This is a genomic window from Candidatus Chryseopegocella kryptomonas, assembly GCF_001536065.1.
Lineage (GTDB): Bacteria > Bacteroidota > Ignavibacteria > Kryptoniales > Kryptoniaceae > Kryptonium > Kryptonium kryptomonas.
Map to the genome: position 1 here is coordinate 22,049 of NZ_CZVW01000017.1, position 22,494 is coordinate 44,542.

Genomic DNA, 22,494 nt, shown 5'->3' on the forward strand with positions numbered 1-22,494 from the left:
CCGTAATGAGATTATCCACTGGCTTTGTGCCGACTTTGAAGGAAGATCCATCAGATGCAATTATGCCAAGTCATAAACTTATGATAAGAGCTGGGCTTGTCCGACCGCTTGCAGCAGGCGTGTATTCTTTCTTGCCACTTGGATGGAGAGTTGCAAAAAAAGTTATGCAAATAATTCGTGAGGAAATGGACGCAATCGGCGGGCAGGAGTTTCATCTTCCTGCGCTAAATCCAGTTGAACTCTGGGAAGAAACGGGAAGATTGCGAGATTTTGGAGATGTGATTTTTCAGTTGAAAAATAGACCATTGGTTTTAGCTCCAACACACGAAGAGGTTATATGCCACATAGCAAAACATCACATAAAATCATACAAAGATTTACCTCAAATCTGGTATCAAATTCAAACAAAATTCAGAAATGAACCAAGACCAAGAAGCGGAGTTATAAGAGGTAGACAATTCATAATGAAGGATTCATATAGTTTGGATGCATCATGGGAAGGGCTTGATAGATCTTACGAACTTCACAAACAGGCGTATATAAAAATTTACACAAGATGTGGTTTGAAATTTTTCATCGTTGGTGCATCAACTGGGGCAATGGGTGGCTCCGCATCAGAAGAATTTATGGTTGAATCGCCTTATGGCGAAGATACAGTTGTTATTTGCGATAATTGTGGGTATGCAGCAAATACCGAAATAGCACAATCAAATGTTCCACCTGCGAAAAGGTATCCCGAAAGCAAACCGCTTGAAGAAATTTACACTCCAAATGTCAGAACGATAAACGAACTTGCTGAATTTTTGAATGTATCAACTGAAATACTTGCGAAGTCGCTTGTTTATAAACATAATGGTCAACCGGTTTTAATTTTAATGCTTGGCAACGATCAACTTGTTGAAGCCAAACTTTTGAAGGCACTCGGCGGTGGAGAGATCGCACCTATGGAGCCGGAAGAACTTAAAAAATTAACAGGTGCAAACGCAGGTTCAATTGGTCCAATTGGATTGAAAAATTTCAAAATCATTGCGGATAATCGCCTAAAAGGAGCAAATAATTTGATAAGTGGTGCAAACAAAGATGATTATCACATTGCCAACATTGATATGGAAAGAGATGTTAAAGTTGATGGATATTTTGATTTGAGAAAGGTTGAAGAGGGAGAACCCTGCATTAATTGTGGCTCGCCTTTGAGAATTGTAAACGCTATTGAAATAGGTCATATTTTCAAGCTTGGGACAAAGTATTCCGAAGCAATGAAAGCGACTTTTCTTGATGAAAATGGTCAGGAGAAACCAATCATAATGGGAAGTTATGGGATCGGCGTTGAAAGGATAATTGCCTGCCACATTGAGCAAAATCACGACGAGAATGGAATAATTTGGGATAAAGCGATAGCCCCGTTTCATGTTCATTTAATTTCGGTCAATACAGAAAATCCCGATGTTGTCTGGACAGCTGATAAACTTTATGAGAAATTCAACTCTGAAAAGATAGAAGTTATTTACGATGATAGAGTTGATGTAAGCCCTGGGTTTAAGTTCAAAGACGCTGATTTACTTGGTATGCCATTGCAGGTTATTGTAAGCGAGAGAAATTTGAAAAATAATCGGGTTGAAATCAAAGTCAGAAAAACAGGTGAAAGAATTCTCGTTGGAATTGAAGATGTTGTCTCAAAAGTGAAAGAGATGCTTGAATTATAAAAAACTTAACATTTAACAGCCATGGTCCCGGAATATAAATTTTTCATCAACGGCGAGTGGAGAACCTCACCAAGAAAATTACAGGTCAAAAGTCCATTTAATGGCGAAATTGTTGGGGAAGTTTACCTTGCTTCACCTGACGACCTTGAAGATGCTGTGATTTCAGCTCAGAAAGGATTTGAGGAGACGAGAAAACTTCCATCTTATCGCAGGGCTGAAATACTTGAATTTATTTCAAATGAGATAGCACGACGCCGTGAGGAATTCAGCCAGATGATAACGAAAGAGATGGGTAAGCCGATTTTATTTTCTCGTGCAGAAGTTGATAGAGCAATTTTTACATTTAAAATTGCAAGTGAAGAAGCAAAAAGAATTAACGGCGAAATCATCCCACTTGACCTCGCTTCACACTCTGAAAGAAGATTCGGACTTGTCAGAAGATTTCCAATCGGTGTTATACTTGCTATAACTCCGTTTAATTTTCCGCTCAATCTTGTCGCCCATAAAGTTGCGCCAGCTATTGCAAGTGGGAATTCAATAATTTTGAAACCATCCTCACAAGCTCCAATTGTAAGTGTAATGCTTACGGAGATAATTGAGAAATCTGGATATCCAGCTGGCGGATTTAACCTTGTGCCTTGTAAAGCAGATGAAATTGAACTTCTCGTAAGAGATGAAAGAATTAAAATGGTTACATTCACAGGTAGCGGTGATGTCGGTTGGAGATTAAAAAATATCGCTGGGAAGAAAAGAGTCACACTTGAACTTGGTGGAAACGCAGCTGTGGTCGTTGAACCAGATGCAAATCTTGATTACGCTGTCAAAAGAATCGCTCTCGGGTCTTTTGGTCAGGCAGGGCAATCGTGCATAGCAGTTCAAAGAATTTATGTCAACAAAGAAATTTATGATGAATTTGAGAGAAAATTTATTGATGAAACGAAAAAATTAAAAGTTGGAAACCCATTTGAGCCAGATACAATAGTTGGACCGATGGTTGACGAAAACGCAGCAATTAAAACAGAAAACTGGGTCAATGAAGCAGTTCAAAGTGGAGCTAAAATTCTAATAGGTGGAAAAAGAAACGGGACTTTTTACGAGCCAACGATACTCGTTGATGTCAAGCCAGATATGAAAGTAAGTTGTCAGGAGGTTTTCGCTCCCGTTGTCACGCTTGAAAAATACGATTCTTTTGAGGAAGCAATTGAAAAAGTTAACAATTCAAAATACGGTCTTCAAGCGGGTGTTTTTACCACGGATTATAGAAAAATCTTTTATGCTTTTGAAAAAATTGAAGTTGGCGGGGTGATAATAAACGATTACCCAACTTATAGAATTGACCACATGCCTTATGGTGGAGTAAAAGATAGCGGTTTCGGAAGAGAAGGTTTAAGATATGCGATTGAGGAAATGACAGAGTTAAAACTTATGGTTTTAAATTTTGTTTGAGCATCAAGCAGGCTCTTCTGGAACAATTATCGCCATTATGAGATAAAGCAGGATCGCTATCCCAAGCGAAGAAATTGCAAGTATAACCCAAAGGATTCTAATGACCGTTGGATCTGTGTTAAGATATTCACCAAGCCCACCGCAGACGCCAAATATCATTCTGTTTTTCTTTGATCTAAATAAACGCTTCACCTGTTCCCCTGTTTCTGATTTTGTTTCTTCTGATTCAGTTTTTATCTCCTTCAAAATTTCCGACTTTTTAGTGAAGTATGAAATTATCAAAAATAACCCTATTGCGATAAATAGAGCTGGCAGAAGATAACTAAAAGCAGATTTCAAAAAGTGCCAAAATGCAAAACCAAAATTTTCTAATAACAATCCAACCCCGATGAGAATAAGCAATAAACCAAGTATGAAAAGTATCCCTTTACCAGACGTGGGCTTTGTTTGTGTTTCTTCTGCTTTTCTATGTTCTGGATTTGGCGGAATTATCAACATTCCGGCTATGTAAAGCAAAAGTCCCACTCCACCCATAAAAAACAAAAGAACAAAGATAACTCTTACGATCGCCGGGTCAATGCCAAGATATTCTGCGATTCCACCGCAGACGCCATCAATTATCCTATTTTCTCTTGATTTATAAAGCCGTTTCATTCCTCAATTCGGTTTTGTTTTTCAAATAGGTTCGCAAACTTTAATACGAAATTAACTCGCTTGTGTTTCATTCTCTAACCTCTATAATTTCACTTTCTGTTATGATAAAATCAACAGGGACATCACCCGGCGATGGATTTATTTTCTCAACAACTTGAAAATCATATACAAGGGCAACTTTTGGGCATTTCACTTGACTTAAAAATTTATCATAATATCCACCGCCAAAACCGATGCGATTTCCAAATCTATCAACTGCGATTGCAGGAACAAGAACGATGTCAATTTCTTCAATCTCAACTTTTCTTATCTCCACGGGTTCAAGAATTCCGAATGTAGATTCTTTTAACTCGCTTAAATTTTTTAATTCAGAATGAATGAGAATTTTATTTATCCTGTCAACGACGGGGACGACCACTTTTTTGTTGATTGAAAAAAGATAGTTTATGATTTCAATTGTGTCAACTTCGTTTTTCTTTGAAGAAACATAAGTGTGAATTGTTTGGGCTTTCTCAAATACGGATAATTTTTTTAGGTTTTGGAAAATAAGTTTGCTTCTTTTCTTTGCTTCTTCGGGTGAAAGTGAATTTCGGAGTGATAAAATCTTTTGTCTTATTGCTTCTTTCTCTGGATTCATTGAACGATGTTAAAAGCTCATTATCTCTTTCTCTTTTTGCTCCAAAAGAAGGTCAATTTCTTTTATGTATTTATCTGTTAACTTTTGAACTTGATCTTCAGCTCTTTTTCTCTCATCTTCGGAAATATGTTGTTCTTTTTCAATGCGTCTCAAATGCTCATTCGCATCCCTTCGCACATTCCTAATTGCAATTTTGCCTTCTTCTCCAAATTTTTTGACAAGTTTTACAATTTCTCTTCTTCTTTCCTCTGTAAGTGGAGGAATTGGAATTCTTATCACATTCCCGTCATTTGTCGGATTAAGACCGAGGTCAGAGCTTAATATGGCTTTTTCAATCACAGGAATAAGTGATTTGTCCCACGGGGTCACAGTTAAAGTATGTGGATCGGGGACGCTTACGGTGGCGACTTTGTTAATTGGTAAATGCTGTCCGTAGTAATCAACTTTTATTCCGTCAAGCAAAGCTGTCGTTGCCTTGCCAGTTCTGATTCTTGCTAATTCTTGTCTTGTTATCTCAACTGATTTTTTCATTCTTTCTTCTGCATCTTTGAGTATTTCCGGGATTGTTGATGGCACTGTCATAGTTTTAAAACCATTTTGTTTTTTATCTATTTGATAAAACTTCGCTTGAATGGACAACCTTTGTTCCTACATTTTCGCCGAGAATTATTCTTTTCAAATTTCCCGGGACATTCATATTAAAGACGATTATCGGGAGATTGTTTTCCCGACACAATGTTATCGCTGTTAAGTCCATAACTTTCAAATCAAGCTTTAAGACATCAAGATAAGATATTTGCTCAAATTTAACCGCAAGAGGATTTTTTTCAGGGTCTGAATCATAAATGCCATCAACTCTTGTGCCTTTTAAAATCACATCTGCTTTTATTTCAATTGCTCTCAAAGCAGCTGCTGTATCCGTCGTAAAATACGGATTTCCCGTTCCAGCTGCGAAGATCACAACTCTTCCTTTTTCAAGATGTCTTATGGCTCTTCTTCTTATGAATGGTTCTGCGATTTGTTCCATAACGATTGCGGTTTGAAGTCGTGTCATCACGCCTTTTTTCTCAAGAACACTTTGCAAAGCAAGCGCATTTATAACTGTTGCAAGCATTCCCATTTGATCGCCGACGACTTTGTCAATTCCTTCAGCCACGGCATCAACACCCCTGTAAATGTTTCCCCCGCCTATGACAATTCCGATTTGAACCCCAAGCTCATGAACTTCTTTTATTTCATCCGCAAACCTGTTCAAAACAACTGGGTCAATCCCATAGCCACGCTCTCCCATCAAAGCTTCCCCACTGACTTTAAGAAGAATTCTCTTATAAATTGGCTGGTTCATTTTATTGCAAGTTTTTGTTTTATTTCGTCAGAATATAAAAAAAGGTCTCAGAAACCTGAGACCTTTTTCTTTTACTTTTCAATATCCTCCCCAAGGTAATATCTTACAAATCTTCTTATGACGATGTTCTCTCCAAATTTAGCAGCTGCTTCGTGAATTAAATCTCTTATCGTCTTGCCCTGATCTTTGATAAATGGTTGATCAAGCAAGCATACTTCCTCAAAGAACTTTTCAAGTTTGCCTTGCGCTATTTTTTCTGCAATCTCCTCGGGTTTACCTTCAGCAAGTGCCTGTTCTTTATAAATTTCAAATTCTTTTTTCACAACCTCTTCTGGAAGTTGTTCTCTGCTCACAACTTTTGGGTTCATCGCCGTTATCTGCATTGCTATATCACGAGCTAACTGTTTGAACTCATCTGTTCTGGCGACGAAATCAGTTTCACAATTTATTTCAACAATTGCCCCAACTCTTCCACCAGCGTGAATGTAAGCTTCAATTAATCCTTGTTTTGTCTCTCTATTTGCGTGTTTTTCAAGAACAGATGCGCCTTTCTTGCGGAGATATTCTATAGCTTTTTCAATATCTCCATTTGTCTCCATAAGTGCTTTTTTGCAATCCATTACGCCAGCGCCCGTTTTCTCACGAAGTGTTTTTATTTGTTCAAGAGTTATTTCCATTTTTACGACCTTTAAATTTTGTTTTTATTTTCTTTCAGCTTCAACTAATGATTTTTCAGATTCAAGAACTGCTTTTGCTTCAAGGATAGCATCCGTGAAAACACGTGTTATAAGTTGAATTGATTTAATTGCATCATCGTTTGCTGGAATTGGGTAATCAACAAGGTCAGGGTCGCAATTTGTATCAAGCATTGCGAAGACAGGTATATTTAATTTTCTTGCTTCGGATACAGCAATATGCTCTTTCTTTATATCAACGATGTAAACAGCTCCTGGAAGCGTCGTCATATCTCTTATGCCACCAAGGATTTTCTGATACTTTTCTTTCTCACGCAAAATTTTCAATCTCTCTTTTTTCGTCAATTCATCAATCGTTCCATCTGCTTCCATTTTTTCAATGTTTTGAAGCTTCTTAACACTTTTTCTTATAGTCACAAAATTCGTCAAAGTTCCACCAAGCCATCTTTCAATCACATACGGCATCCCAGCTCTTTCGGCTTCAGTTCTTATGATTTCCTTCGCTTGCTTTTTAGTTCCAACATAAAGAATTTGCTTCCCCTGCAAAACTATTTTCTTAACCTCTTCACAGGCGATGTCAAGATATTCTTGCGTCTTTTTCAAATCAATGATGTGAATGCCGTTCTTTTCCATAAAAATGAACGGCTTCATCTTTGGATTCCATCTGCGTGTTAAATGTCCAAAATGGACTCCCGCTTCAAGCAGTTGCTGAAGTTCTACTCTTGGCATAAAAATTTCTCCTCCGTTTTAGTTTTGGTTTAACCTCTACTCTCCTCACATCTTCGCAAGATTCGGGTTAAATGACCCGAACACCCTTGCGAAGATTATCCCGATTTTACACGGGACTCGGAGAGTATGTGTGATAGAAAAATTATCTCTTTGAGAATTGGAATCTTTTTCTCGCTTTTGGTTGACCGTATTTCTTGCGTTCAACCATACGTGGATCTCTTGTCAAAAGTCCATATTGACGCAAAATTTTTCTATATGTCTCATCAACTTTTAAAAGAGCTCTTGCTATCCCAAGCCGAATTGCACCAGCTTGACCTGTTAAACCACCGCCTTCAACTCTCGCTATAACATCAAATTGCCCAAGTGTATTTGTCACAACGAATGGTTGAAGTATATCAACTCTGTGTGCTTCAATAGGGAAATAGTTTTCAAAATCTCTCTTATTCACGGTGATTTTCCCAGTTCCCGGGATAAGTCGCACTCTTGCAACTGATGTTTTTCTTCTTCCAACCGCATCATATGAAATTACAGCCATTGTCGTTTAAGTCCAATTTTGTTTTACTTTAAAAGCAATTCTTCCGGAATTGGTTCAGGCTTTTGCGCTTGATGTGGATGGTTTGGACCAGCGTAAATTTTAAGTTTGCGAATTATTCTTCTCGCAAGGCGATTTTTGGGCAACATAAGTTTAACCGCATGCCAGAGAACCCATTCCGGCTTTCTCTTGAGAAGGTCTTTCAAACTTTCAAATTTTTCTCCACCCGGATACCCAGAGTGGCTGAAATATAATTTTTTCTCCTCTTTCTTTCCTGTGACTTTGATTTTTTCAGCGTTTATAACTACGACAAAGTCCCCACAATCAACATGCGGTGAAAAAATGGGCTTATGCTTTCCTCTTAAAATTCTGGCTATGTTGCTTGCCAATCTACCAAGCGTTTGTCCTTCTGCATCAATCAGATACCATTTCCTCTGATTGAGAACTTCTTCTTTCTTTGGTGAATATGTCTTATTTGCAATTACATCAAGACGAGCCATATCAGGAAACCTGCCTTTAAATTTTCAATTTTTTGTTTGTAAAAATAACATTTTCGGCTTTAAAAAACAAATTTTTTTCACTCCCGCAATTTTCCAGCAATATAAACCAAAAGTGATGCTAAAAGCCCCGGAAACATCGGCTCAAGACCAAATGGATATGATGGCGTCCCATCTGATGATTTGAAAATATAACCAAGAACAAACGAAAGAAGCGAAAACAAAAAACCCGAAAGCATCGTCAGAAAAGCAACTCTTGGCGTCGGTGTCAAATTTTCAAAATATGTTGTGATGACAGGAATCAAAAGCCCCGGAATTGTCAATGTCCCAATTATATACCACAGGTCAACCACGGACGGAAAATATATCGCAAAAAGAATTGATGTTATCAAGGTTATCAAAAGTCCAATCCTTGTGTAAAAATTTATCTTTGCTTCGTTGTTATGTGTCTTTTTTAATTTCCAGATTATATCATTTCCAATCGTAACAGCAGATATAAATGTTAATGTGTTAAGTGTTGACATAATCGTTGCGAGCATCCCGATGTAAAATAAACCTTTGGCAACCTTTGGCAAAACAACTTCCGCAAGCGATGGATAAGCCATAATTGGTTGATCAAGATTTGGTAAAATTGCTCTTGCGTAAAGACCAGCGGTCATAGTCATAAAATCAAAAATCATCCAAAATAAAATTGCTATTAAAATCCCATATTTTGCGGTCTTCCCATCTTTTGCTGCATAACATCGCTGATAAAATCCCGGATCAACGAGCGTCCATATCGCAATCAAAAACCATGCAATTATATATTGAATTGAATTTCCACCCGTTAAACTCAACGCTTGATCTGGCAGATTTGAAAGCAAAAAATCAATCCCACCAAATTTTGCACTCGCAAAAGGAATTATCAAACCGAAACCAGCAAACATCAAAAAGAACTCAAAAATATCTGTGTAAACATCTGATCTAAATCCACCAGCGAAAAGATAACTTACGGATAAAATCGTGCTTAAAACTATGCTCAATTTTAAATCAAGATTGAATATCATCTGGAATAAAACACCAAGCATCAAAAAGTAAGGTGCTGGCGTTACAAGGATTAATGTGAGAATCGTTCCGAGAAACGAGGTTTTTTTATCATAGACCTGTGCAAGACGATCTGGAATAGTGAAAAGTTTTGATTTGCGAACTTTCTCCGCAAGAAGAAAAGCAAACAATGCTCCAAAGATGTAATAAGGTAACCCAAACACAAGCCACACCGAGATTCCATACTTGTATGTAAATTCTCCAACACCGAGAATTCCACCATACCAAGTTGAAACAAGCGTCGCAACAAACATCGGAAGCGTTATGCTTCTGCCAGCAAGGAGATACTCTTCAACTGCGTCATTATCTTTTTTCTTTGCTCTAAATCCAATGAAAAGAACGCTCGCAAAGTAAAGAACTATTAAAATTATGTCCTCTATCGCAAGATTTGCTCTCATAATTCAGGCGAAGTTATTTTTCTAATCACAAACAATCCACCTCTTTTAATTTCAATTGAAACTCGTTTTCCCATTGCAACATTGCTCACACCTCTACCGCTGAAAATTAATGTCTCGTTGTTAAGTTTAAATTTCAAACCTTTCGTTTTGACTCCATCTGCTTTTAATCCAAGCGGTATGAGTGAAATTGAATCACCTTTGTTTGTTTTAAAAGTTATTTTATCTTTCGTGAAAAATATCTCCATTGTTTCGTCAATAATTTTCAACTTTGCTTTTGCATAGAAATTTACAAGCACACTTAAATTCCCAAGGTTATGGTCAATTCTGTCGCCAATTGCGGAGGCAATATCAATTTGAGTAAATCCCCGAGATAAAAGAAACTTTACGGATTTTTCTATATCAGTGCTATCTTGATCTGTGTCGTGAATTATCTTGACATTTTTACGCTCAAAAAATTTTTTAACATCCTGCTTTATTGAATCAAGATCGCCGATGATAAAATCGGGCAAAATTCTGAATTTGAATGCTATGTTTGCACCACCATCGGCACAAGCGATCGCATCATAATTTTTGATGATACTTCGCAAAAATTTCGCTTTCGGGACATTGCCATTGCAGATTAAAAGAGATTTCAAGACGACCTCAATTTTCTGGAAAATCGTGGGAAAAAGAAGGGGGTGAAATCAATCACCCCCTATATAATTTAAAGGTCAAACCCAATACTTACAAAGTAATTTCTCTCTGCACCAGGATAAAAATCATCCCCAACTCCAGAACCAGCATAAAGTGCGTTGAAGAGATTATTTACCTGCAACTTCAACTCAATGTTTTTCAAGCCCAGAATCTTTTCAAATCTATATGCAATGGTTAGATCAAAAACAGTATAAGCATCAACTTTTCTATCTTTCCTTGCGACATTGTTTGATGGGACGAGATTAAAATTATCTGTGTAAAATTCACCAACATATTTCCCGAGAAGTGAAATCAAAAATCCATAATTTCTATAACTTACCCTCGCCGAGCCAATGTAATCTGGAAATCCTGCAATCTTCTTCCCATCAAGCGAAATTCTCTGCGGAGTTGAATAACTTTCTCCTGTATATGGATTTTTCCAGACATATTCACCGTGTTTGACTATTCTGTTTCTGCTTATCGTTGCATTTCCAGTGAATTCAAGTCCATTTATTAACAAATTTTTAATCTCCGCTGTTAATTCAACTCCAAGATGTCTTGTTCTTTCAGCATTTCCAATGATTGGATCACCGAAGATATTTAATTGTCCGCTTTTGACGAGTTCATTTCTAAAGTCCATATAATAAAAGTTCGCTGTGAATTTGTAATCATCGCTAAAATATCCAGCGCCAAGTTCAAGGTCAAAAAGACGCTCTGGTTTTACAAGTGGCTTCGTGAAATCAAAAGTTCCATCTGGTTTAACTTCAAAATTCGGTCTTTTCCCCCATGGATACCAATGTCCATCGCTTGCATCGTATAAATCTCTTCTGCTTGGCTCACGATTTGTGATTGAGAAACTTCCAAATATGTTTATGTTCTGCGTTAAATCATAACTTATCCCAATTTTTGGATTCAAAAAGTAATACGGCACTGAAAATTCATTGCTTACCCATTTACCAGTGTCATAGTCATAAAATTCTTTCTCATCGTAAACCCTGTATCTGTTATAAACAAACTGCAAACTTGCCATCAATCTTAAATTTTGTTTCAGACGCCAGAATTCGTGGATATAAAACGAAATAATATCTTTTGCGCCCTTATACTCATAAAATCTGTAATCACTTGGCAAACCTTTTGGCAGGTTTTGAGCCCAGACGATTTTGCCCCAATGAAATCCTCTATGGATTCTGAATTCAGCCCCAATCGTTAGTTCGCCATTTTGATGTTTGAGGGTTAATCTCGGTAGCCATCCATACTGGTTTAGGTCAATGAAATATCTTGCGATTGCTTCGCCAGGGTTTTCAGATGGAATAGCAAAGTTAAATTTTTCTGCATATGGCTTTGATAAACGAAAATAAACTGTATCTCCCCAAGAAGCATCCATATCCCAGAAACCAACACCACGAATATAAAACAAAGTATTGTTAAGTGTTAGGTTCTCTCCAAATCTCCATTCGTGCAAAAGTTCATAATGTGGCTGACTGAAATTTTCAATCTCATCATCTCTTGTCGTCACATCCATATAGTTCAGGTTTGCTCTTCTTTTTGTTTTGTCTTTCACCCATTCCTTTGGAATTCCACGATATACGAGGTGATCTTCAAACGGACCACCGTAGAGATTTATCTGCGTCGTCATATTGTCGTCGTATCTAATTGCACTGAAAAAGTATGATGGGAATTTAGCCCATGATTTTTCTCTATAACCGTCTGTTGCTATGTATGAGAGACGGCTGTAAAGTGAATATCTGTTTGCGATCAAGCCAGAATTGATTGCTATGGAATGTTTTTTTGTGTTGTAACTTCCGTAACCTGTAAAAAGTGAAATTTTTGGTTCAAGTGAAAAGTTTGAAGTTATGATGTTAACAGAACCACCGATAGCGGGAGGTCCGTAGAATGCACTTCCAGCGCCCCGTTGAATTTGCACAGCGTTGGAACTTGCAAGAAGGTCGGGCATATCAAGCCAGTAAACGCCGTGATCCTCTGGATCATTTTGAGGTATTCCATTTACAAGAACAGAAATTCGCCTTTGATCAAATCCACGAATGTTTAAGTAATTATATCCAATTCCGTTTCCAGACCATGAATATGATAAAACCGAGGGGAGTTCAGAAAGTAGGATTGGGACATCTTGGGTTGTGTAAAAATCTTTTATCTGCTGTTTATCAAGATTTGAAAAGACAACAGGTGATTCTCTTTCACTTGCAATAAGTGCAGTTACAACGATTGTTTGTGAAGGCAAAGCAGTCGGTTTGAGATAGAAATTCAAATTTATTTCTTCACCCGGGCTTAAATCAATTTGTTTTTTTTGCTTTTCATAACCAACAAAGCTTGCTACAACATTTATTTTTCCAGCTGGGACATTGTTTATCTCAAAATATCCATTTTGATCAGTCGCTGAGCCAAGTTTTAAATTTTCTATATAAACATTCGTCCCCGGAAGCGGTTTATCTGTTTCTGCGTCAAAAACATAACCTTTGATTTTGCTTTGTGAGAGCAAATTTAAGAATAGAATTGAAACAAGCGATAGAGTCAAAACTAATTTTTTAAGCATGTTTTTACCTCCGTTTTTTATTTTTTGGGATTGAGATTCAAGCCCGTGGGGGTGAGGGAAGGTCGGGAGGGATTAAGAAGAGAACAAAAAAGCCGTTTTTCCACAGAGAAATCAGCATAGGGAAAAACGGCTTAACAGAAATTCTGTAGTCGCCGACCCGTTTCCCTACGCTGGCATTACCCAGATCAGGTTCAAGGGGTATAATCTCAGCCTCCCGAGATCCCGGGAAGCACCCCCACGGGTCGCAAAAAGTTAAAGAACGAAATTTTGCATTTAAAATTTAACGCCCGTGAGATTAAAAAACAAATTTACCATTCAATCGTTTCACCGTGCTTGAAAACTTTGAAGTTCTCTTTATCAAGTTTTAAACTGTCAACATAACTTAACAATTTTTTCGGTGGCTCATCACATTTCTCATCTGAAAGATCAAATGTTCCCCAGTGCATTGCGCAGAAAATTTTGCCACGCAAATCAAGATAGGCTTTTACCGCTTCATCTGGATTCATATGAACAGGTCTCATCATCTCAGCTGGCTCGTATGCACCTATTGGAAGGCAGACAACATCAATTGGACCAAATACATCGCCGATCAATTTGAAACCAAAGAAATATCCCGTATCACCCGCAAAATAAAATTTTTTGGTCCCGATTATCACATATCCACCCCAAAGTGTCTCATTTGAATCGTTTATCCAACGACCGGAGAAATGTTGCGTCGGCGTAAAAATTATCCGCAAACCTTTAAATTCAACCTCATCCCACCAATCAAGTTCAACCGTATTTTCGCCAAGTCCTTCTCGTTCAAGAAGTTTTTTAACTTTCAACGGAACAAAAATTTTTACATCGGGATTCAAAGTGTGTATCTTTTTCAGCGTCGTTATATCAAGATGGTCATAGTGATTGTGTGAAATTATGATGAAGTCAATTTTTGGAAGATTTTCAATTTCAAAGGGCGGAGGCGTATATCTTTTTGAGCCAATTTTATTCCCGAAAGGACCTGCCTTAGCACTGAAAATTGGGTCAGTTATGAAATTAACACCATCCATCTGGACAAGAAAAGTTGAGTGTCCAATCCAAGTTATCTTGTTTGATGGATTTCTTTTATCGTAAATTCTCCTGTCAAATTTATCAAATTCAAATTTACACATCCTTCTTTCATCTCCGCCACCGAATAACATCTCAAAAATTCTTTTCACTATGAATGGAAATGCCACAGAGAATTTCCCACGTTTGAAATTTGGATCAAGGTTGTAAAACTTCCCGTTTATGTTTATGCTTCCGTATTCGGTTTTTAAACGATTTATTTTATTTTCGTCTATGCTAAAGATTCCAAGCAATATCGGGAAAATTGCAGTAATTAGCATCATCTTCATCTTGTTTTTTGTTGGTTGTTTTATTTTTGAGACATTGCTAAATTTAAATGAGTTCCCAAACAAAATATCAAGCCCGATATGATTGAGAAATACAAACCATATCTTAAAACTGCTAAAAAAGTTTTTGAGGAAAATAAGACGCTAACCCTTGTGAGTAACGGTAAAAACGGAGTTTGGGCGGGGAAAGTTTATTTCGGTGAAGAAGATGGCTACATTTATGTTGCGCTTGAAAAAGGAAGAAACTATCAAAATGTAATTGAAAATCCACATGTGTTTTTTGTGATTGAACACGGCGTTCCGGATAGATTTATTCAAGGTGAGGGAATTGCCGAAAAACTTGGAGATATAACGGAAAGACCAGAGCGAAGCATAATTTTCAGAAAAGCAATTGAACTTGTTGTCTATGCGAAAAAAATCCCGGGTGTCACATTGTTCAGAATAAGACCAACAAAACTTTACATTTCAGATTTTACAGAGGAATGGAAACCAAGAGCGGAGATTGAGGTGACGGATGAAGTTTTAAAAGTTTTTCAAACCGAATTGAAGACAAAATATAGTTTCTGGAAAGTTGCTTACAGGGCAATTAGACCTTTTGCATTTCCTGCAACTATTGCTCCTGTTTTGCTTGGGACATTTATAAGTCCATCTATTTCAATTCCTTTGTTCATTCTTGTTTTCTTTGGGCTTTTGCTTGCTCATTCTGCGGTTAATGTTTTGAGCGATTATTTTGATTACATAAGAGGAGCGGATACATGGCGAGTTTTAGGTTCAAGTCGTGTCCTCGTTGATGGCTTGATGAAACCAAAACATCATCTTGCGCTTGGAATCGCACTTCTTCTAATTTCGCTTGCGATTGGACTTTATTTTGTTTTTGAAATTGACTACAAAATTTTATACTTCATAATTCCGGGTTTAATTCTCGGTGTGTTTTACACAGCACCTCCTCTTGGATTTAAATACAGATCTCTTGGAGACCTTGCTGTGTTTTTAGCATTTGGTCCAATTATGACAGCAGGTGTTTATTATATTCAAACGAGAGAGTTTTCTTGGTTGCCTGTCGTTCTTTCAATTCCAATTGGACTTTTGACGACTGCTATTTTACACGGAAATAATTTCAGGGACATAAAAGAAGATTTTGAGGCAGGTTATAAAACTTTTGCTGGTTTAATTGGTGTGAAAGCATCAAGTTATTATTACGCTTTGCTTGTTTTATTTGCTTATCTTCTCATCCTTTACTTTGCTTTTAGAGGTTTATTGCCTTTTTCTGGGTTGCTTGCACTTATTAGTTTGCCTGTTGCAATTAAAAATATAAAGGTGTCCTTTAATCAAGCGCTTGTTAATTTTACATTTCTTGACCTTTTAACGGCAAAACTTCAACTTTATTTCTCAGTGCTTCTCATCATAGGTTTGATAATTGAAAAATTCTTAACTTAATTTCTATTTCAAAATGCGAATCACATTAAGTTTAAAATTTGCAGCGGACCTTTTGACAAGTTTAAGATTCTTTCTTGGGCTTTACATTATTCATTTTTCTGTTTATGAAACAACGCAGGGTGTGGCAAGCGCATCAACTTTGCTCTGGATCGCATGGGTTACTGATTTACTTGATGGACCAATTTCACGGCTTGATCCGAGAAAAGTTCAAACATGGATCGGAAGACATGATTTAACCGCTGATGTTACGGTTGCTTTGGGTTGCTGGTTGTTTTTGACATTTTCAGATTTAATTCCAATGTGGATTGGGCTTGGATATATTTTGTTAAGTGCTTTACTTCTTCTTTATTTCAAATCAGAACATCTTGCTTGGGGATTGCAGGCGCCTCCGTATGGACTGATGATTTTGAATGCTTTAAAATATGCACCAACTTATGGGATGCTTTTAATCGTCTGGATTGCGTTTGTTGTTATCGTCACCTGGCCAAGGTTTCCAAAGCATACACTACCGGAATTTCTCAACGGAATGAAAGCGCTGTTCAAACGATGATAAGATAAACTTTTTGAGGTCCGTGCACACCCTGAACTATGACTTTTTCTATGTCTGCGGTTCTGCTTGGTCCAGTTATCAAAAATATGGAGTCAAAATTTCCACCAGAAATTGAAAAAACTTCTTCAAGCGTCCCAACAATTTGTTTCTCCTTTGCTATGATAATATGAACGCGCGGAAGCAAAACCGCACTTTTAAATTTTTCATCTCTGTGTATGAAAACAATCGTTCCAGTTTCAGCAATTAAAAAATCGCACGAGGTTATTGACGCATCAACGATTGAAATTTGTCTGTATGAGTGTGGTTGAGTGATGATTTCGTCAACCTGAAGATTTTTTATGATAGCGTTAATTTCGTTGTCAAAATTTTCAGCGTAAATTTTTCTCAAATTTTCCGTTGTTATGATTTTTGAAATCTCATCAAAAATTCTATTAAACGCCGTTTTTATGAAAATCCCGCCGACCCTTTCAAATTCAAATTTAAATTTCTCAACGAGATTAACATTAAGCAATGCTGTTGTATCAATTTTCGGCAATGGAGTTTTATTAGTTTGATGCTGTTTCAAAAGTTTGAGTATTTGTTCTCTTGAATTCATTTGAAATCGTTTTTTAGTTCTTTACGCCAAATTTCTCTGAAAGATTTTTCAGCAAGTTGAGGGAAATCGCGCGTTTTCGTCCAGTTTTTAAATTTTGGTTGTAAACCAATTTTTGAAACAAATCTCATTAGCGACGCACCAAGTTCATATAACTTGACATTTCGCATTGATATTGTCCAAAGTTTGAAAACAATTTTTTCAAGTTTTGATGTTAAATTTTTTTGAACAGCTTCATGTCTCAACCATAGCAAAATGTGATGAATTTCAATTTTGACGGGGCAAATTTCATAACATCTGCCACATAGAGATGAAGCAAACGGTAAAACTTTCGCTTCGTTGAAACCGAACATCGTTGGAGTGAGAACAGAACCAATTGGTCCAGGATAGATTGAACCGTATGTGTGCCCACCTACTCTTTGATAAACTGGGCAGGCAAGCATACAAGCGCCACATTTTATGCAGTAAAGTGCTGGTTTTAATTTTTCCGACTTTAAAAGTTCCGTTCGCCCGTTGTCAAGTAAAATTATGTAAATTTCTTCCGGTGAATCTGGTTTGTTTTTTCTTGGTGAGTTTATAATTGAAACATAACTTGTAAATCTCTGTGCGGTCGCACTTCGTCCAAGAATTTTGAAAAAAATCGTCAAGTCAACAAGTCGTGGTATAACTTTTTCTATCCCAGCGATTGCAATGTGAATTTTTGGAAGAGTTGTTGTAAGACCAGCATTTCCTTCGTTTTCAACTATAACGATTGAACCTGTTTCAGCAACGAGAAAATTCGCACCCGATATTCCAATGTCTGCATTTAAAAATTTTTCTCTCAAAATTTTTCTGGCTATCGCAGTTAATTTTTCGGGTTCTGTCGTCAATTCAACTCCAAGTTTTTCAGCAAAAAGTTCCCCAATTTCATCTCTGGATTTATGCATTGCTGGAGCTGTTATGTGCGATGGCATTTCATTTGCAAGTTGAACGATGAATTCGCCAAGGTCTGTTTCAACAGTTTCAATTCCGTTTTCTTCAAGGAATTCTCTTAACCCAATTTCTTCTGTCACCATTGATTTTGACTTAACACATAATTTTGCTTTTGCTTTTTTAGCAATTTCAATTACAAATTCCCTCGCTTCATTTCCATCTTTTGCCCACAAGACATTTATCCCATTCTCAATTGCTCTTTTTTCAAAAAGTTCAAGATAATAGCCGAGGTTTTCAATCGTGTGTTTCTTTATATCGTGTGCAAGTTGGCGTAATTCTTCCCAATTTGATAATTCAGATACGACTTCGGTTCTTTTGGTGAGCGTGTGTTTGATTGCACGTGTTAAGTTCGCTCGTAATTTTTCGTTTTCAAGAGCTCTTTTGGCGTTTATTGAAAATTTTTGCGGAGTATAATTCATTTTGAAAAATAAATTTTTTTAAAAGTTTGCGAGAATTTCAGCGATATGGATTATTTTGACTTTGAAATTTTTTCTCTTTGCATAGCCAAAAATATGCATAAGACAGCTTGAATCGGTTGATGTGACAAATTCAGCACCAGAGTTGACTATGCTTTTGACTTTATCTTTTACCATCTCGGTTGATATTTCAGGAAACTTAACAGAGAAAGTTCCACCAAATCCGCAACAATCTTCGGAGTTTTCAATTTCAACGAGTTTTAATTTCTTGACATTTCTTAAAAGTAATCTTGGCTCGTTTTTAATCCCAAGCTCTCTCAAAGCGTGGCAAGAATCGTGATATGCGACTGTGTGTGGAAATTCAGCACCTGTTGAATCAACGCCGAGAACATTTACAAGAAAATCGCTCAATTCAAAAGTTTTATTTTCCCAATCATTTGAATCTTGTAAAATCTCTGGATAAAAATTTTTTACCATACTTGTGCAAGAGCCAGATGGAGAGACGATATAATCAAAATCGGAAAATATATTTTTAAAGTTTTCTGCAATTGTTTTTGCTTCTTCCCAGTATCCAGTGTTGAATGCGGGCTGACCACAGCAGGTTTGATTTAAGGGATAATCAAATTTAACGCCCAATTTTTTTAAAATTTTAACCGTTGCAACTCCAACCTGTGGATAAATCTGATCAATATAACAGGGTATAAACAAGCCAATTTTCATTTGCGATTACAATGTTTAAGTTTAACACAAAGTAAAAATAAATTTAAAATGTCATTTTTTCAAGTTGAGCAAATTTCGTGGTTTTAAAAGTTTTTAATAGTCATTGGTTTTTTGCGTTTAAATGATGTTTGTCTGTCAAAGTGTCTCTTGACAAAGACGAAAAAATTTATTATATTTGTATTGCAATATAAAGATATTTGAATGTTTGAATATGGACATAAAGAAAGCAAAGAACATAAGTTTTGAAGAGGAAGCGGAGATATTTAAAATTCTTGGACATCCGATGAGGTTGAAGATTGTTTGTGGATTGCTTGGTGAGGGATTGTGTGTAAGCGATATTGAAGATTGTCTTGGTGAGCCACAGCCGAAAATTTCGCAACATCTTGCCATTTTGAGGGCAAAAGGCATTGTCAGAGCTGAACGAGAAGGTCAAAATATAAGATACAGAGTTGTTCATCCGCTTGTGATAAAAATTGCGAAACTTTTGGAGCGTGAAAAGTTAAAAGATTAAAAATTATGGCAAAAAATAAGATGAACGACTATGTTAACATAGCGGAGATTTTGAAGGTTTTGGGGCATCCGATAAGGTTGAAGATAATTGGTGAGCTTATAGATTCGGATAAGACGGTTTCGCAGATATGGAGAGCGGTCGGGCTTTCGCAGGCACTTGTGTCCCAACATCTTGCGGTGTTAAGGCACAATGGCATCATCAAAAGTGTTAGAAAAGGTAATACGGTTTATTACTCAATTATAAATCCAATCGCAATTGAAATTTTGAAACTAATTCAAAAACAAAATTAAATAAGGAGGAAAAAGCTATGTTTCTTGACGCAGATGATAGGGAAGAATTGAGGAAAAGATTTGAACAAAATCTTGTGAACAAGGTTAGGTTAATTCATTTCACAAGGGAACTTGATTGTCAATATTGTAGGGAGACGAAACAACTTTTAACAGAACTTGCGGAGCTTTCGGACAAGATTCAACTTGAGATTTATAACTTTTATACTGATGAAGATAAAGTTGCAGAATTCAAGATAGATAAAGTTCCTGCAACTGTCATTGCAAGTGAAACAAAGGATTATGGGATAAGATATTTTGGAATTCCGTCGGGTTATGAATTTGCGTCGCTACTTTCGGACATTGAAATGGTTTCAAGAGGGACATCTGGATTAAGTCAAAGAAGCATTGAGAAGATAAAAGAGATTGATGTTCCTGTTCATATTCAGGTTTTTGTGACGCCTACATGTCCGTATTGTCCGAGTGCGGTTCATCTTGCGCATCAGCTTGCGATGGAAAATGATTTAATAACTGCGGATATGGTTGAAGCCATAGAATTTCCAGACCTTGCGGAAAAGTATATGGTTATGGGTGTTCCAAAAGTTGTGATGAACGATATTTATTATTTTGAAGGGGCGTTGCCGGAAAGACATTATGTTGATAAAGTTCTTGAAGCAGCGAGAAAGACAAAAGAAATGATTAAAGAACAAAGTTAAGCACTTGACATGACAGAGCGACTTGTTGTCATAGGAGGAGTTGCTGCGGGCATGAGCGCAGCAAGTAGGGCAAGAAGATTAAGACCCGATCTTGAAATACTTGTTTTTGAAAAAAGTGGGTTCGTGTCATACGGCTCCTGTGGTTTGCCTTATTTCGTTTCGGATATAATTAAAGCACCTGAAAATCTTGTCGTATACGATGCAAAATTTTTCAAAGAGAAAAGAAACATTGATGTTTTCACACATCACGAGGCATTGAAAATTTTTCCGGCGAAAAGAACTTTACTTGTCAAAAATTTAGAAAACGATAAAGAATTTGAAGTTCAATACGACAAGCTTGTAATCGCAACTGGCGCACGTGCTGTTAGACCAAATGTTAAAGGAGTTGATTTGAAAGGAATTTTCACGATAAGATTTCTTGAAGATGGAATTGAGATAAAAAGTTTCATCAAAGAAAATTCCCCAAGGAAAGCATTAATTGTTGGCGCAGGTTATATCGGCATGGAAATGGCTGAATCTCTTGTTTCGGTTGGGATGGATGTTTTAATAGTTGAGCAAATGCCAAACATACTTGGGACGATGGATGATGAGATAAACGAGGTTGTTGAACAGGAGCTTCAAAGAAATGGTGTAAAACTTTTGAAGTCAACTTCTGTTGATGAGTTTATTGGTGAGAATGGATATGTCAGAAAGGCAAAATTGAGCAATGGTGAAATTGTTGACGCTGAACTTGTTTTGATTGGTGCAGGGATAAAACCGAATTCTGAAATTGCGAAAGAAGCTGGAATTGAAATCGGGCGCACGGGAGCAATCGCAGTAAATCAAAGAATGGAGACGAACATATCGGGGATTTATTCAGCTGGCGATTGTGCTGAGGCATTTCATCTCGTATTGAATCGCCCGGTTTACATTCCGCTTGGAACGACGGCAAATAAACAAGGTAAAGTTGCAGGTGAAAATGCAGCTGGTGGAAATGCTATCTTCAAAGGAATTGTTGGAACTGCGGTTTTTAAAGTTTTTGATCTTGAAGTTGCACGAACTGGTTTATCCGAAAAGCAGGCGAAAGCCGAGGGTTTTGATTATGTTTCTACGGTGATTGAGCACGGTTCAAGAGCTCACTATTATCCCGGCGGTAGCAAGATAAGGGTTAAGCTTATTGCTGATAGAAAAACTGGGCGATTGCTTGGAGCTGAGATGGTTGGAAGAGATGGGGTTGCGAAAAGAATTGATGTTTTTGCAACAGCTCTTCATGCGAAGTTAACAATTGATGAAATCGGTCAACTTGATTTAAGTTATGCTCCACCTTTTGCGCCAGTTTGGGATCCAGTTTTAATCGCTGCAAATGATCTTGAAAAGAAAATAAAAAAATGAAAACGATGGAGCAAAAACAACCAAAAGTTATAATCTTTACAACCCCAACCTGTCCATGGTGCAGAGCAGCAAAGCAGTATCTTATGCAGAAAAAGATAAAATTTACAGAAGTTGATGTAACCCGAGATCAGAGAGCAGTTAAAGATTTGATACGCCTTACTGGACAAACAGGCGTTCCAGTTATTTTGATAAACAACAGACCTGTCGTTGGATTTGATAGAGCAAAAATTGACCAATTACTTGGTTTGAAATAAAAAATTAAAAACAAAACAAATTGAGGAGAAAAAATGAAGATAAAACCACTTGATGACAGAGTCCTTGTTGAACCGCTTGAAGAAGTTGAATCAAGAACAAGTTCTGGTATCATAATCCCCGACACTGCAAAAGAAAAACCAAGAATTGGGATTGTGATAGCAGTTGGAACAGACGAAGATTTGCGTGAAAAGGTTAAAGAAGGTGATAAAATTTTGTTCGCAAAGTATGGCGGTGAAGAAATTGAAATGACTGGTAAAGAAAAAAAGGTTATTTTCATAAAAGGAATTCTTTCTTTGTTTGTAAAATTCTCATACCGTCTCCGCCAATTAAAAACTTTCCAATTTGACCATTCCCTGCTCCGCCCATAGTAATAAAT

Annotated in this window: 25 protein-coding genes and 1 riboswitch; of the genes, 10 read left to right on the top strand and 15 right to left on the bottom strand. The window is 37.0% G+C overall.

Features of this window, described 5'->3' with window-relative positions; genetic code table 11:
- Positions 1–5 precede the first annotated feature (5 nt).
- Together AWW83_RS07495 and AWW83_RS07500 are read left to right on the top strand one after the other, a co-directional pair.
- A complete protein-coding gene (locus AWW83_RS07495) occupies positions 6–1,703 on the top strand; it encodes a proline--tRNA ligase (protein ID WP_092350476.1) in 1,698 nt (565 codons plus the stop codon).
- 21 nt (positions 1,704–1,724) lie between these two features.
- On the top strand, positions 1,725–3,149 hold the full coding sequence (locus tag AWW83_RS07500; RefSeq protein WP_092350478.1) for an aldehyde dehydrogenase family protein: 1,425 nt from the start codon (positions 1,725–1,727) through the stop codon (positions 3,147–3,149).
- A gap of 3 nt (positions 3,150–3,152) precedes the next feature.
- On the opposite strand, the gene AWW83_RS07505 is transcribed toward AWW83_RS07500, so the two are convergent.
- The 12 genes from AWW83_RS07505 to AWW83_RS07560 all read right to left on the bottom strand — a co-directional run bounded on the left by AWW83_RS07505 (position 3,153) and on the right by AWW83_RS07560 (position 14,309).
- Positions 3,153–3,803 (bottom strand): PspC domain-containing protein, encoded by a 651-nt coding sequence (locus AWW83_RS07505; RefSeq protein WP_234697277.1) that lies wholly within the window; start codon positions 3,801–3,803, stop codon positions 3,153–3,155.
- A gap of 67 nt (positions 3,804–3,870) precedes the next feature.
- Complete coding sequence (locus AWW83_RS07510) at positions 3,871–4,440, bottom strand: 5-formyltetrahydrofolate cyclo-ligase (protein ID WP_092350480.1); 570 nt, start codon at positions 4,438–4,440, stop codon at positions 3,871–3,873.
- A gap of 9 nt (positions 4,441–4,449) precedes the next feature.
- A complete protein-coding gene (frr, locus tag AWW83_RS07515) occupies positions 4,450–5,022 on the bottom strand; it encodes a ribosome recycling factor (RefSeq protein WP_200753998.1) in 573 nt (190 codons plus the stop codon).
- A gap of 22 nt (positions 5,023–5,044) precedes the next feature.
- On the bottom strand, positions 5,045–5,785 hold the full coding sequence (gene pyrH, locus AWW83_RS07520) for a UMP kinase (protein ID WP_092350482.1): 741 nt from the start codon (positions 5,783–5,785) through the stop codon (positions 5,045–5,047).
- 71 nt (positions 5,786–5,856) lie between these two features.
- Positions 5,857–6,462 carry a translation elongation factor Ts gene (gene tsf, locus AWW83_RS07525; RefSeq protein WP_092350484.1) on the bottom strand — a complete coding sequence of 202 codons (606 nt, stop codon included), beginning with the start codon at positions 6,460–6,462 and terminating at the stop codon, positions 5,857–5,859.
- Between the two features lie 24 nt (positions 6,463–6,486).
- Positions 6,487–7,209 carry a 30S ribosomal protein S2 gene (gene rpsB, locus AWW83_RS07530; RefSeq protein WP_092350486.1) on the bottom strand — a complete coding sequence of 241 codons (723 nt, stop codon included), beginning with the start codon at positions 7,207–7,209 and terminating at the stop codon, positions 6,487–6,489.
- 142 nt (positions 7,210–7,351) lie between these two features.
- Positions 7,352–7,744 (bottom strand): 30S ribosomal protein S9, encoded by a 393-nt coding sequence (rpsI, locus tag AWW83_RS07535; RefSeq protein ID WP_092350488.1) that lies wholly within the window; start codon positions 7,742–7,744, stop codon positions 7,352–7,354.
- Between the two features lie 23 nt (positions 7,745–7,767).
- Entirely contained in the window at positions 7,768–8,241 is a 474-nt protein-coding gene (gene rplM / locus AWW83_RS07540; RefSeq protein ID WP_092350491.1) for a 50S ribosomal protein L13, read from the bottom strand.
- Positions 8,242–8,318: 77 nt separating this feature from the next.
- Positions 8,319–9,719 (bottom strand): sodium:solute symporter family protein, encoded by a 1,401-nt coding sequence (locus AWW83_RS07545; protein WP_092350493.1) that lies wholly within the window; start codon positions 9,717–9,719, stop codon positions 8,319–8,321.
- Positions 9,716–10,354: a thiamine diphosphokinase gene (locus AWW83_RS07550; RefSeq protein ID WP_159421143.1), complete on the bottom strand. Its 639-nt coding sequence runs from the start codon at positions 10,352–10,354 to the stop codon at positions 9,716–9,718. The genes AWW83_RS07545 and AWW83_RS07550 overlap by 4 nt, the downstream gene beginning before the upstream one ends.
- A gap of 68 nt (positions 10,355–10,422) precedes the next feature.
- Positions 10,423–12,942 carry a TonB-dependent receptor gene (locus AWW83_RS07555; RefSeq protein WP_092350497.1) on the bottom strand — a complete coding sequence of 840 codons (2,520 nt, stop codon included), beginning with the start codon at positions 12,940–12,942 and terminating at the stop codon, positions 10,423–10,425.
- A gap of 144 nt (positions 12,943–13,086) precedes the next feature.
- Positions 13,087–13,189, bottom strand: a riboswitch (TPP riboswitch).
- A gap of 61 nt (positions 13,190–13,250) precedes the next feature.
- The gene (locus AWW83_RS07560) at positions 13,251–14,309 is read right to left on the bottom strand and encodes an MBL fold metallo-hydrolase (protein WP_159421144.1); all 1,059 of its coding nucleotides are present in this window, start codon (positions 14,307–14,309) and stop codon (positions 13,251–13,253) included.
- A gap of 84 nt (positions 14,310–14,393) precedes the next feature.
- On the opposite strand from AWW83_RS07560, the gene AWW83_RS07565 reads away from it, so the two are divergent.
- Together AWW83_RS07565 and AWW83_RS07570 are read left to right on the top strand one after the other, a co-directional pair.
- Entirely contained in the window at positions 14,394–15,749 is a 1,356-nt protein-coding gene (locus tag AWW83_RS07565; RefSeq protein ID WP_092350501.1) for a prenyltransferase, read from the top strand.
- 13 nt (positions 15,750–15,762) lie between these two features.
- Positions 15,763–16,299 carry a CDP-alcohol phosphatidyltransferase family protein gene (locus tag AWW83_RS07570; RefSeq protein ID WP_092350503.1) on the top strand — a complete coding sequence of 179 codons (537 nt, stop codon included), beginning with the start codon at positions 15,763–15,765 and terminating at the stop codon, positions 16,297–16,299.
- Here the strand turns inward: AWW83_RS07570 and AWW83_RS07575 are convergent.
- The 3 genes from AWW83_RS07575 to AWW83_RS07585 are packed head-to-tail and all read right to left on the bottom strand — an operon-like array spanning position 16,289 to position 18,999.
- A complete protein-coding gene (locus AWW83_RS07575) occupies positions 16,289–16,894 on the bottom strand; it encodes a LutC/YkgG family protein (RefSeq protein ID WP_092350505.1) in 606 nt (201 codons plus the stop codon). The two genes, AWW83_RS07570 and AWW83_RS07575, sit on opposite strands and share 11 nt — an antisense overlap.
- Positions 16,891–18,282, bottom strand: a complete 1,392-nt coding sequence (locus AWW83_RS07580; RefSeq protein ID WP_092350507.1) for a LutB/LldF family L-lactate oxidation iron-sulfur protein — start codon at positions 18,280–18,282, stop codon at positions 16,891–16,893. The genes AWW83_RS07575 and AWW83_RS07580 overlap by 4 nt, the downstream gene beginning before the upstream one ends.
- An 18-nt stretch (positions 18,283–18,300) precedes the next feature.
- Positions 18,301–18,999: a (Fe-S)-binding protein gene (locus tag AWW83_RS07585; protein WP_092350509.1), complete on the bottom strand. Its 699-nt coding sequence runs from the start codon at positions 18,997–18,999 to the stop codon at positions 18,301–18,303.
- Between the two features lie 211 nt (positions 19,000–19,210).
- Between AWW83_RS07585 and AWW83_RS07590 the strand changes: the two genes are divergently transcribed.
- Genes AWW83_RS07590 through AWW83_RS10040 form a run of 6 tightly spaced genes read left to right on the top strand, consistent with a single transcriptional unit; the run spans position 19,211 to position 22,486 of the window.
- Positions 19,211–19,510: an ArsR/SmtB family transcription factor gene (locus AWW83_RS07590; protein WP_092350511.1), complete on the top strand. Its 300-nt coding sequence runs from the start codon at positions 19,211–19,213 to the stop codon at positions 19,508–19,510.
- A gap of 5 nt (positions 19,511–19,515) precedes the next feature.
- On the top strand, positions 19,516–19,800 hold the full coding sequence (locus AWW83_RS07595) for an ArsR/SmtB family transcription factor (protein ID WP_092350513.1): 285 nt from the start codon (positions 19,516–19,518) through the stop codon (positions 19,798–19,800).
- A gap of 17 nt (positions 19,801–19,817) precedes the next feature.
- On the top strand, positions 19,818–20,492 hold the full coding sequence (pdo, locus tag AWW83_RS07600) for a protein disulfide oxidoreductase (protein ID WP_092350515.1): 675 nt from the start codon (positions 19,818–19,820) through the stop codon (positions 20,490–20,492).
- 9 nt (positions 20,493–20,501) lie between these two features.
- Complete coding sequence (locus tag AWW83_RS07605; protein WP_092350517.1) at positions 20,502–21,863, top strand: CoA-disulfide reductase; 1,362 nt, start codon at positions 20,502–20,504, stop codon at positions 21,861–21,863.
- 5 nt (positions 21,864–21,868) lie between these two features.
- Positions 21,869–22,117, top strand: coding sequence for a glutaredoxin family protein (locus tag AWW83_RS07610; RefSeq protein ID WP_420021894.1), 249 nt, complete (start codon positions 21,869–21,871; stop codon positions 22,115–22,117).
- A gap of 33 nt (positions 22,118–22,150) precedes the next feature.
- Positions 22,151–22,486 carry a co-chaperone GroES gene (locus AWW83_RS10040; RefSeq protein WP_092350521.1) on the top strand — a complete coding sequence of 112 codons (336 nt, stop codon included), beginning with the start codon at positions 22,151–22,153 and terminating at the stop codon, positions 22,484–22,486.
- Positions 22,487–22,494 lie beyond the last annotated feature (8 nt).